This window comes from Curtobacterium sp. MCBA15_016 (assembly GCF_001865105.1).
Classification (GTDB): domain Bacteria; phylum Actinomycetota; class Actinomycetes; order Actinomycetales; family Microbacteriaceae; genus Curtobacterium.
Genome location: NZ_MJGR01000033.1, coordinates 46,395 through 57,375, shown reverse-complemented (window position 1 = coordinate 57,375; position 10,981 = coordinate 46,395). Strand labels below are relative to the sequence as shown.

10 protein-coding genes are annotated in these 10,981 nt (G+C 72.3%); 3 read left to right on the top strand and 7 right to left on the bottom strand.

Annotation, left to right across the window (positions count from 1 at the left end; all coding sequences use genetic code 11):
- Nucleotides 1–201: 201 nt before the first annotated feature.
- Nucleotides 202–579, top strand: coding sequence for a hypothetical protein (locus tag BIV03_RS19195; RefSeq protein ID WP_139201983.1), 378 nt, complete (start codon nucleotides 202–204; stop codon nucleotides 577–579).
- A gap of 54 nt (nucleotides 580–633) precedes the next feature.
- Here the strand turns inward: BIV03_RS19195 and BIV03_RS13570 are convergent, their stop codons facing one another.
- The 6 genes from BIV03_RS13570 to BIV03_RS13545 all read right to left on the bottom strand — a co-directional run bounded on the left by BIV03_RS13570 (nucleotide 634) and on the right by BIV03_RS13545 (nucleotide 7,570).
- The gene (locus BIV03_RS13570) at nucleotides 634–2,469 is read right to left on the bottom strand and encodes a thioredoxin domain-containing protein (RefSeq protein WP_071296075.1); all 1,836 of its coding nucleotides are present in this window, start codon (nucleotides 2,467–2,469) and stop codon (nucleotides 634–636) included.
- A gap of 38 nt (nucleotides 2,470–2,507) precedes the next feature.
- Nucleotides 2,508–3,080, bottom strand: coding sequence for an ATPase (locus BIV03_RS13565; protein WP_071296074.1), 573 nt, complete (start codon nucleotides 3,078–3,080; stop codon nucleotides 2,508–2,510).
- Between the two features lie 4 nt (nucleotides 3,081–3,084).
- Nucleotides 3,085–4,152 (bottom strand): NAD(P)-dependent oxidoreductase, encoded by a 1,068-nt coding sequence (locus BIV03_RS13560; RefSeq protein ID WP_071296073.1) that lies wholly within the window; start codon nucleotides 4,150–4,152, stop codon nucleotides 3,085–3,087.
- A 159-nt stretch (nucleotides 4,153–4,311) separates the two neighbouring features.
- Complete coding sequence (locus BIV03_RS13555) at nucleotides 4,312–5,205, bottom strand: sulfurtransferase (RefSeq protein WP_071296072.1); 894 nt, start codon at nucleotides 5,203–5,205, stop codon at nucleotides 4,312–4,314.
- An 83-nt stretch (nucleotides 5,206–5,288) separates the two neighbouring features.
- Nucleotides 5,289–5,849, bottom strand: coding sequence for an MOSC domain-containing protein (locus BIV03_RS13550; protein ID WP_070418093.1), 561 nt, complete (start codon nucleotides 5,847–5,849; stop codon nucleotides 5,289–5,291).
- 179 nt (nucleotides 5,850–6,028) lie between these two features.
- Complete coding sequence (locus tag BIV03_RS13545; protein ID WP_071296071.1) at nucleotides 6,029–7,570, bottom strand: MFS transporter; 1,542 nt, start codon at nucleotides 7,568–7,570, stop codon at nucleotides 6,029–6,031.
- Between the two features lie 166 nt (nucleotides 7,571–7,736).
- Here BIV03_RS13545 and BIV03_RS13540 point away from each other — a divergent pair, with 166 nt between their 5' ends.
- Entirely contained in the window at nucleotides 7,737–8,384 is a 648-nt protein-coding gene (locus BIV03_RS13540; RefSeq protein WP_071296070.1) for a TetR/AcrR family transcriptional regulator, read from the top strand.
- A gap of 41 nt (nucleotides 8,385–8,425) precedes the next feature.
- On the opposite strand, the gene BIV03_RS13535 is transcribed toward BIV03_RS13540, so the two are convergent.
- The gene (locus BIV03_RS13535; protein ID WP_071296069.1) at nucleotides 8,426–10,057 is read right to left on the bottom strand and encodes a dolichyl-phosphate-mannose--protein mannosyltransferase; all 1,632 of its coding nucleotides are present in this window, start codon (nucleotides 10,055–10,057) and stop codon (nucleotides 8,426–8,428) included.
- Between the two features lie 65 nt (nucleotides 10,058–10,122).
- Here BIV03_RS13535 and rsmI point away from each other — a divergent pair, with 65 nt between their 5' ends.
- Nucleotides 10,123–10,944 (top strand): 16S rRNA (cytidine(1402)-2'-O)-methyltransferase, encoded by an 822-nt coding sequence (rsmI, locus tag BIV03_RS13530; RefSeq protein WP_070418096.1) that lies wholly within the window; start codon nucleotides 10,123–10,125, stop codon nucleotides 10,942–10,944.
- Nucleotides 10,945–10,981 lie beyond the last annotated feature (37 nt).

Genomic DNA, 10,981 nt, shown 5'->3' with positions numbered 1-10,981 from the left:
AGCGCGCGTGGTGCGGTGCGAGGAGCGGCAACCGCTCGGGAGCGGCCCTGGGATGCACTGGCCGCGGTCCGGACGCTCGACGCGGAACTGAGCAGCGGCCGACGGTTCTGGGGTGGGACGGTCTCGGTCGCACTCGCGGTGCTCGGAGGCGCGGTGCTGTCCGGGGTCGGCGGCGCTCGGAGCGGTCCGGATGTCGTCGTAGTGGCGATCACTGCCTCGCTGCTGCTGGGAGCGGCGATCTGGGTGGGGATCGGAGTCCTCCGTGCACGGCACGCCATCGTCGAGGCGTTCGTCACGTGGTCGTCGATGTCGGCGCCGCTCGGCCCTTCGTCGGTCTTCACCGGGCAGCTCAGCGGGAAGAGCATCGCTCGTACGGCGCTCGCCGCCGTGCTCTTCATCGCCGCTGCGTTCAGCTGGTCGTCGGTCGCGGCCGGCCCGTGGGCGTCCGATGACTGGTCGTTCCGCCTGTCCGCCGTTGTGTGGGGTGTCGCCAGCACGGTCGCGATGCTCGCTGTCGTCGCGACCGAGGTCCGTGGGAACCTCGCTCGGACCGGGCGCATCGCCCGTGGCCGGCTCTGAGCGCCCCTGACTCCGCCGCTTCCGGGTGTCGCCGCCGGTCGGGCCGCGAGCTGGTCACGCGCTGAGCTGTGCCGTCAGCTCGTCGACCGACCGCGCGGGCAGGGCGCACACGCGGTCGTGGCAGACGTACCCGGCGGGGTCGAGTCCGTCGCGGGACTCGAAGAGCGTGAAGCCCGCGGTGGACCAGTCGGCCGCCTGTGCCGGGGTCACCGTGGCGACGACGGTCCCCGGACGCCGAGCGCCGCGGGCCACCGCACGGATCGGGTCGTCCGGGTCCGACGCGACCACGACGACCTCGCGCGAGGGACGCTGCAGCGCGAGCGCGATTCCGAGGGCATCGGCGTGCCCGAGCGGCCGCTCCGTCCCGGTGACGGCCCGGTCGGCCACGAGCGACACCGCCGCCGCCCGGTACGACTCGTCGCCGGTCAGTGCGGCGAGCGTCGCGGCGGCCGCGGCGAGTGCGACCGTGCCGGAGCGCATGGCGGTCTGCGGTTGCTCGCCCGTGGCGGTGCCGGCTGCCGCGAGCACCGGGTCGGTGTCGAACCGCCCGGCCAGGCCGTCGTCGACCAGCGTGCGCGCGATGTCGGCGTAGGGGCGCTCCCCGGTGACGAGGGCGAGTTCGAGGAGTCCTTCGGCGAGGAGTCCCACGTCCTCGATGGTGGGCGCCGCCGTCGACGCGCCGCGCGGAGTGCTCGACCGGACCGACACGTGTCCGTCCGTGAGGTGTCCGGCGACGATCGCGTCGGCCGCACCCCGTGCGAGCTCGATCATCTCGGCGTCCCCGTGGCGGGCCCCGGCGATGGCGAGCCCCCGGATCGCCAGGCCGTTCCACCCGGTGAGCACCTGGTCGTCGAGCGGCGGAGGATCGAGCCGCCCACGCGCGTCGAGCGGGAGTCGGTACCACTCGCCCTCGACCCGCCGGCCGTCGATGGTGGACTCGCTGTCCTGCGCCGCGACGAACGCGCCGTCCGCACGCCGGAGCGTGTCCCGCAGGAAGTCGGCGATCCCCCGGGCCTGCTCCGCCCCGGCCACCGCGAGCACTCCCGCGTTGTCGTAGAGCATCCGCTCGTAGTGCGGCACCGACCAGTCGCGCTTGGTCGCGTACCGGAAGACCCCGCCGTCGGCGTCGGTCAGCTCGCTCGCGCGGATCGCGTGCAGGGAACGTTCGAGCAGTGCGGACGCCCGAGCGTCGCCGTCGGCGGCGACGTCCGACAGGAACTCGAGCAGCGGCGCGCTCGGGAACTTGGGGGCACCGCCGAAACCGCCGTATGTGGTGTCCTCGGCCTGTGTCAGTTGGTCGACGACGGCTCGGACGTCGTCGACGCTCGGGAGGCGCGGCTCGTCCCCGCCACCGTCCGCGCCACCGCGGGCGGTCCGGTCCGCCTCGGCCCCCTGCCGGATCGCCGCCGCGATCGCACTCGCGTTCGCGTCCACCTCGTGCCGGCGCTCGGTCCACGCGTCGAGCACCGCCGCCAGGATCTGCCGGAACGCCGGCACCTGCCCGACGGGCGACGGCGGGAAGTACGTCCCCGCGAAGAACACGTGCCCGTCCGGTGTGAGGAACGTCGTCAGGGGCCAGCCGAGCTGCTGCGTGAAGGCACTCGCCGAGGCCATCAGGCTGGCGTCCACGTCCGGCCGTTCTTCGCGGTCGACCTTCACCGCGACGAAGTCCTGGCGGAGCAGCTCGCCGATGCCCGGGTCGGAGAAGCTCTCGCGTGCCATGACGTGGCACCAGTGGCACGTGGCGTAGCCGACCGACACGAGCACGGGGACGTCGCGCTCGCGGGCCTCGGCGAAGGCTTCCGGACCCCACTCACGCCAGTCCACCGGGTTGTCGGCGTGCTGGCGGAGGTACGGGCTGACGGCGGAGCCGAGGCGGTTGTCGGTCATGCGTCCAGCCTGCCTCGACCGTCCTGGGTGCGCTGCCCTCAGTCGCGATCTGTGGACGGATCCGCGGTGTCCACAGGCAGCCGCAGACCGACCCAGCCCACGAGCGACGCGAGCTGCGCGGCCACGTCGACCGGCGACCGGGAGTCGGTGTCCACCCGGGTGACGTCGCCTCGGACAGCCGAGTCGAGCCTCCTGGCCGTCCGCGTGCTGTGCGCCAGCTGCGCCTCGGGGAGGTGCCCACCGGAACGACGGCGCAGCCGGTCGGCGGTCGTCGTGTCGCCGGCGCGGAGCAGCACGGCGGTCACGACGGGATCGTCGCCCATCGCCTCGGCCAACGCGTCCCGCTCCAGCACCGACACGGTGTTCGTGTAGACGAGCCGGTGGTGGCCGAGTTCGCGGTACCGGGCCCACATCGCGGCGAGGTTCCGTTCGGCGAGGCGGGCCTCCGGGTGCTCGACGTGCGGCGCGGGGTGGGCGAGGTCGAGGAAGTCGCCCTCGATGACGGCGTGCGGCACGTCGGCGGCGACGAGCAGGTCGTGCAGTGCCTCCGCCGCGGTCGACTTGCCCACGCCGGACCTGCCCCCGATGAAGAGGACCTCGGTGCGGGGCACGGCGTCAGTCCCCGCTGAGCGACAGGAGGGCGAGGGCGGCGTCCTCGGGGCCGTAGTCGAACAGCCGGTCCCAGAACGGGTCGTCGGCCCACGGCACGTCGCTGCCGGCCGGGACCGCGTTCGCCGTCTCGACGAGCCAGTCGAGCTCCGGCCGGACCGCCGTCGCGAACACGGGCGGCTCCCACCCGAGGGCACGTGCAGCGGTGGTGTCGAGCACGAACGGCGTCGGCGTGGTCCACGGGGTGGGCCCCACGAACGCGGGGGCGTCGGCGTCGAGCAGGACCTCGTCGAACGGGTGGTCGAGGTGACCGGCGATGGTCCGGACGATCTCGAGCACGCTCGGCGCGGTGTCGTCGGCGACGTTGAGGATGCGCCGGTCAGGTGCATCGGCGACGAGGCGGACGAGGGAACCGATGCCGCTGGCGGCCGTGGTGTGGTCGACGCTGCGGCCGTGGTCGGCGAGGAGGATGCGCTCCCGACCGTCCAGCGCCCGCCGGACGACGAACCACTCGCGGGGCCGACCGATGCCGACGCCGTACACCTTCGATGGCCGGACCACGGTGACCGGGGCGCCGTGGTCGAGCAGCACCTGTTCGGCGGCGACCTTGGCGGCGCCGTAGCCGTCACGACCGGTGGGGTCGCCGTCGCCCGCCGTGACGGTCGGCTGCAGCTCGGTCACCGCGCCGCCGAACACGGGCTTGTCCAGCGAGTTCGCGTGCCGACCCTGCTCGTCGGCGTACACGGCCTTCGATGACACGAACACGGTCGAGCCGACGTCCTCGAGGAAGGGCAGGAGCTGTCGGGCGTCGTCGCGGGTGAGGCCGACCGTGTCCACCAGCAGGTCGGCGCCGGGGCGGAGGAGGTCGCGGAGGACGGCGGTGTCGCGACGGTCGCCCGGGAGGAACGTCGCTCCCGCCGCGGTGAGTTCGTCGGCGACGGGGCCACCGCGGCGGGCGACCACGTCCACCTGCCAGTCGTCGCCGCCGCGTCCGGAGGCGTCGAGGAGCGCACGCGCGACGGCCGAACCGATCCCGCCGGTACCGCCGAGGACGACCGCGCGTCTGGTGCTCATAGGTCAACGGTAGTCGGCGCGGGCGCGGTGCAACCCGAGACGAGGCCGGCGTCGGCTGCCGGTGTCGGCGGGGTCGGCTGCCGGTGTCACCGGTGTCGGCCGCCGGTGTCGGCGGTGTCGGCCGCCGGTGTCGCCAGCGTCGGCCCCCGGGTCGTCGGGCTAGGAGGCCAGTGCCTCGGGCTCGCGCCGCCACCAGTCGAGCAGGGACCCGTCGTAGACCCGGACCTTCTCGTGGCCGAGCACCGTCAGCGCGAGGGCGTCGACGCACGCGGCACTGCCGACACCGCAGTACGTGACGATCTCATCGGCGTCGAGCACGGACGCGAAGGCCTGCTCGAGGGCGGGACGGCGCAGGTACGCGTTCGTCGTGGGGTCCACGAGCGTGTCCACGGTGATCGGGGTGCTGCCGGGGACGATCGGCGGGTGCTCGGCGCCGAGGGCGGACTCGGGCGCGGCGAACACCAGCGACGCGGGCTGCTCGCCCGAGACGGCACGGAGGACTCGTTCGTGGTCGGCCCAGAGCGGACGCTCCTCGCCCGCGAGGAAGGTCGTGGTCGCCGTCGCGTCGCCCACGTGCGACGCCGGGGTCGACGCTGGCTTCGGCGCCGATCGGAGCGCGCCGACGCGCACCGGGCGACCCTCGTCCCGCCACTTCGTGAAGCCCCCGTCGAGCACAGCGACGGAGTCGAAGCCGAACGAGCGGAAGATCCACCAGAGCCGCGCCGACCACTCGCCGACGCTGTCGTCGTAGACCACGACCGTCGAGGTGTTCGTCACGCCGAGGTCGCCGGCGGCGGACTCGAACCGCTCGGCGCCGGGTCGGGTGAACGGGACGTCGGCGTCGGGCGTGGAGAACGCCTCGACGAGGTCGGCGTACCGGGCGCCGGGGACGTGTCCGCGCTGCTCGTAGGAGTCCCGCGCCGTCTGCCACGTCGTCTCGAGACCGGTCCCCGCGGTGTGCACGGACGCGTCGAGCACGACGAGCTCGTCAGCACCGAGGTGGTCTGCGAGCCACTGCGTCGACACGAGCGGCGAGGTCAGGACGGGGGCCATGCCGGAAAGGGTAATCGGCACCCCTGACGTGTGCGAGGGAAACCGACACACGGCGCAACCGGGCCGCGTCCTGCGGCGGATCGTCAGACCGGACGGAGCGGTTCCGGCGTGCCGGCGGGGACCTCGACGCGGATGCGGTCTCCGGGGCGGACGACCCCGCCGGTGACGACGACGGCCATCACGCCGCCCTTGCGCTCGACCGAGCCGTCCTCGGCACGACCGAGCACGGCGCGGAGGAGCCCAGGCTCGAAGTCGTTGATCTGCTGGCAGGGGTTCCGCAGGCCGGTCACGCGGACGCAGGCGTCGTCGCCGAGGTGCAGGAGCGTGTCGGTCGGCAACCCGAGCAGGTCGACGCCGCGGGTGGTCACGTTCTCGCCCATCTGGCCCGGGGCGACCTCGTACCCGGCCTCGGCGACCTCGTCGAAGAGTTCGGTGTGCAGCAGGTGGACCTGCCGCAGGTTCGGCTGCGAGGGGTCCCGCGCGACCCGGGACCGGTGCTGGACGGTGGTGCCGGCGTGTGCGTCGCCCTCGATGCCCCAGCCGGCGACGAGCACGACCTCGTCCACGACCGGCTTGCTGAACCGGTGATCGGTGTCGCGGCTGACGGAGACGACGGCGGCGTGGTCTTCCTGGTGTTCGGTCACCCCTCGATCCTGGCGCGGATCGGGTCGGGGCGCGAGGGGGTCCCGCGCGGAGTGCGACGTTCCGCGAGTCGATCCACCCGCGGGTTGTCGAAGACCGCGTGCAACCCAGGGCGAGCCCGCGCACACGAACGGCCCGCCCCGGAGAACCGGGACGGGCCGTACGTGTCGAGCGGGACGGGTCAGTGCGCCGCGGTCGGGATGCTGCCCGTCGTCGCCGCGCTGGCGTGTTCGAGCTTCGCGAGCCGCACCGACTGGCGGTTGATGAGGAGCCCACCGGCCAGTGCGACCAGGACGAGCACGCCCGCCGAGATGCCGAACGCCACGTGGTACCCGTCGAGCACGGCCTGCGCCTGCTGGAGCTTCGTCGGCGCCGCGGAGAGCCCGGAGAGGCTGTTCGCCACGACGTCCGCGAAGATCGTCGACAGGAGCGCGGTGCCGATCGAGCCGCCGATCTGCTGCATCGTGTTCACCGTCGCCGAGGCCACGCCCGCGTCGGCACGGGCGACCCCGGTCGTCGCGGTGTTCATCGCGGACGAGAAGATCGTGCCCATGCCGAGGCCGATCACGATGAGCGCCGGCAGGACGGTGCCCGCGTAGGAGCTGTCGAGGTCCGTGCGGAGGAGCAGCAGCAGACCGATCGACCCAACGAGACCACCGGCGAAGATGAGCACCTTCGGCCCGACGCGGGGGAGCAGGCGACCACCGATCTGCGTCGCCGAGATCATGATCGACAGCGGCATCGGCAGGAACGCCAGACCCGTCTGCAGCGAGCTGAACCCGAGGGTCTGCTCGAGGTAGTAGGTCAGGAACAGGAAGATGCCGAACATGCCGATCGCCACCAGGCCGATCGCGATGAACGAGCCACCGCGGTCACGGTCGAGCACGACCCGGAGCGGCAGCAGCGGGTGCGCGACGCGGGTCTCGATGAAGACGAACGCCGCGATGAGCACGACGCCCGCGGCGAGCATGACGATCGTGACCGGGGAGTCCCAGCCGTTGGTCTCGGCGTTGGAGAAGCCGTAGACGACGCCGACGAGCCCGGCCGTGATCGTGAGGACGCCGGCGACGTCGATGCGCGGGCGCTCGACCTTCGGCGGCTTCGCCATGAACACCAGGGCGCCGATCACGCCGAGCACCGCGAACACGACGTTCACGTAGAGGCACCAGCGCCACGACGCGTACTCGGTGAGCACGCCGCCGAGGAGCAGGCCGATCGCGGCACCGGAGCCGGCGATCGACCCGAAGATGCCGAACGCACGGCCGCGTTCCTTCGGGTCGCGGAAGGTCGTCGTCAGCATGCCCAGCGCGGAGGGGGCGAGGAGCGCGCCGAACACGCCCTGCAGTGCACGAGCGGCGACGAGCAGGCCGAACGAGTCCGCCAGGCCGCCGAGCACGGACGCCACGGCGAAGCCGACGAGCCCGATGATGAAGGTGTTCTTCCGGCCGAAGAGGTCGCCGAGCCGCCCGCCGAGGAGCAGCAGCGACCCGAACGCGAGCGAGTACGCCGTGACGATCCACTGGCGCTGGTCGGTGCCGAAGTCGAGGTCGGCCTGGGCCGAGGGCAGTGCGATGTTGACGATCGTCGCGTCGAGCACGACCATCAGCTGCGCGAGGGCGATGACCGCCAGGGCGATCCAACGGTGGTTGCTCTTGTCGGGCGTGGAGCCGGAAGTCGTGGGTGCTGTCCCGGTGGGGGTCGGCACGGTCTGTTCTGCCGTCACGGCAGCCTCCTTCGAGAAGGTGGAGGGATGGTGGAGCACGCGCCGTCGGGCGCTCCGGGAGAGGGAGGGGTGAAGCGGATGCGATGCATCCGCTTGTGACCAGTGTAGACCGAAACGGAAGGTCCGCATCCGCTTATTCCCAGAAAGTTCAACTAGCGTCGAGGCCGTGAGCACCACCGACCTCGAGCGCCCCCTCCGCGCCGACGCAGCACGCAACCGCGAGCTGATCCTGCAGACGGCACGCAAGTGCTTCGCGGAACGCGGGTTGTCGGTCACGCTGAACGACATCGCGCACGAGGCCGGGGTCGGCGTCGGGACGGTCTACCGCCGCTTCGCCGACAAGGACTCCCTGATCGAGGCGCTGCTCGCCACCAAGTTCGAGGCGATGAACGACGCCGCGGCACGTGCGGCGGACGAGTCCGATCCGCGCGAGTCCCTGCGGGTGTACCTGATGGGCGTGTTCGAGTTCCGGGCGCGCGACCGGGCCCTCGCCGACGCCATCGTGCGTGCCGGCAAGTCGCGTCCGTCGATCGTGCAGGAACGCGATCGACTCGAGACCCAGGTCTCCGAGATCATCCGCCGTGCGCGGGACGCCGGCGTCGTGCGGGTCGGGTTCGACTACCGCGACCTGCCGATGCTCACCTCGATGGTCGGCGCCGTCGCGGACACCACCCGCGCGCACGACCCGAACGCGTGGCGCCGCTACGCCGAGGTCCTCATCGAGGGCGTGCTCCCGGGCGAACGGGAAGCGCCCATGCTCGGCGACCCGCTCGACCGCGAATCGATCGAGCGAGCGCTGCACGCGCAGTCCTGACGCCGCGCACGCCGCAGTCCCGGCACCGCGGCGGCCGAGCGCTACAACCAGCTCGGCACCCAGTAGTGCGACCGGACGAAGTCCCACGGCATCTGCATACCGGTCCACATCGGGAACCAGTACGCCGACGCGAGCACCACGACCCCGAGGTACACGCCGACCCAGACGACCGCTCGGGTCCGGCGTGGCCGTGGATCGTCCCGTGAACCGAGCACCAACCCGATCGCCGCGGCGAGCGCCATCACCATGAAGGGCTCGAACGAGACCGTGTAGAACTGGAACACCGTTCGGTTCACGTAGAGCAGCCACGGTAGGTACCCCGCCGCGACGCCCATCAGGACGAAGGCGTACTCCCACCGGCGGCGCAGGATCCAGAGCACCAGCAGCGCCACGGTCGCGATGACCGCCGCGTACCAGATGAACGGGTTCGCGATGCCGGTGATGGCCTCCCCGCAGCGGGTCGCCGTGCAGCCTTCCTGACCGGCGTTCGTGCCGACGTAGTACATCGACGTGGGCCGCTGCATGAGCAGCCAGAGCAGTGGGTTCGCCTGGTACGAGTGCGGGGTGTGCAGGCCGATGTTGAAGCCGTAGATCTCGGACTGGTAGTGCCACCAGTTCTGCAGGCTGTCCGGCACCCACGACAGCACGCCGGTCCAGCGCTGCCCGCCCGTGGCGATCCAGTCGCGGTCCCAGCCGTCCTTCGACACGAACCACCCGGCCCACGACGCGACGTAGGTGACCGCGGCGATCGGCACCGTGAGCAGGAACGACGCCGGTCCCTGCTGCAGCCAGGCGCTCGAGGACCAGAACTCGATGCCGGCCCGCTTCCGCAGCATCATGTCGGTCAGGACGGAGTACACCGCGAAGAACGCGAGGAAGTACATGCCGGACCACTTCGTCGCGGTCGCGAGTCCGAGCGCCACCCCCATCGCGATCAGCCACGGACGCCACCAGAGCACCGGTCCCCAGAGCGTGTCGCGGCCGGCTGCCGTGCGCCGGGCGACCCAGGCGTCGAGCCGCTTGGACGTCCAGCGACGGTCGAGCAGCAGCGCGCCGAAGCCGAGCACCACGAAGAACGTCAGGATCCCGTCGAGCAGGCTCACACGGGACAGCACGATCGCCTGCCCGTCGATCGCCAGCAGGAAGCCGGCGAGGGTGCCGACCAGCGTCGAGCGGAAGAGCGACCGGGCGATGACCGCCGTGAGGAACACGGTCGCGATGCCGAGCACCGCCACGGCGAACCGCCAGCCGAACGAGTTGTCCGCGCCGAACAGGAGCATCCCGAGGCCGATGAGGTACTTGCCGAGCGGCGGGTGCGCGATGAACTCCGCAGCGCTGGTGAACAGCGAGGTCTCACCGGACGCGAACCGCTGGTCCGTCGTCGGCAGGGAGCTGTCGGCGGGGTTGCCCGGCCAGGTGCCCTCGTACCCGAGGTGCACGATCGACCAGCCGTCCTTGACGTAGTAGGTCTCGTCGAACACGAGCGAGTGCGGGTGTCCGAGGGCGACGAGCCGCAGCACCGCGGCCAGCAGCGTGACGGCCAGGGGCCCGGCCCAGCGCCAGACGGCGACGCGCCTGGCGGTGGAGAGCGTGCGCCCCCACCAGTCGTCGAGGCGGGAGCCGACCGGCCCGTCGGGGACGGCGGTGCGGTCGTCGGTCAGCTCGCTGGTCATCGGAGAGCATCCTACGGATCGGCGCCATGTCCCCGCAGCCGCGCACAGGCGACCACAATGGTCCCGTGATCGTGCTCGCAGCAACGCCCATCGGCAACCTCGGAGACGCCTCCCGGAGGTTGGTCGAGACCCTCTCGAACGCGAGTGTGGTCGCCGCCGAGGACACCCGCACCGCGATCCACCTCATGCGGGCGCTCGGCATCGAGAACCGCCCGCGCCTCATCGCACTGCACGAGCACAACGAACGGGCGAAGGCAGCCGAGGTCGTCGAGCTCGCGCGGGACGAGGACGTCGTCGTCCTCACCGACGCCGGCATGCCCGCCATCAGCGACCCGGGCTTCCCCCTCGTCGAGGCCGCCGCGGCCGCCGGGGTCACAGTCACCGCGCTGCCGGGCCCCTCGGCGGTGCTCATGGCGCTCGCCGTGTCGGGGCTGCCGACCGACCGCTTCAGCTTCGAGGGGTTCCCGACGCGGAAGGGCGGGGAACGTCGGCGGCTCTTCGCGTCGCTCGCCGGGGAGCAGCGGACGATGGTGTTCTTCGAGTCGCCGCACCGGTTGGGCGACACGCTCGCGGACATGGCCGCGGGCTTCGGGGACGACCGGCGCGCGGTCGTCTGCCGCGAGCTGACGAAGCTGCACGAGGAGGTCCGGCGCGGGTCCCTCGCGGAGCTCGCGGCGTGGGCAGCCGACGGGGTGCGCGGTGAGATCTGCGTGGTCGTGGAGGGGTCGACCGGTGCGCTCGACGACACGACGATCGAGGACGGCGTCCGGCTCGTGCTGGAGCGGGTGGCCGCCGGGTCGCGCATGAAGGAGGCGGCCGCGGCCGTCGCGGACGCGACGGGGCTGTCGAAGCGCGACCTCTACGAGGGCGCGCTGGCGGCGCGGTAGACGCGAGCGTCACCGGACTGGAGGCGCGGCTCCGGAC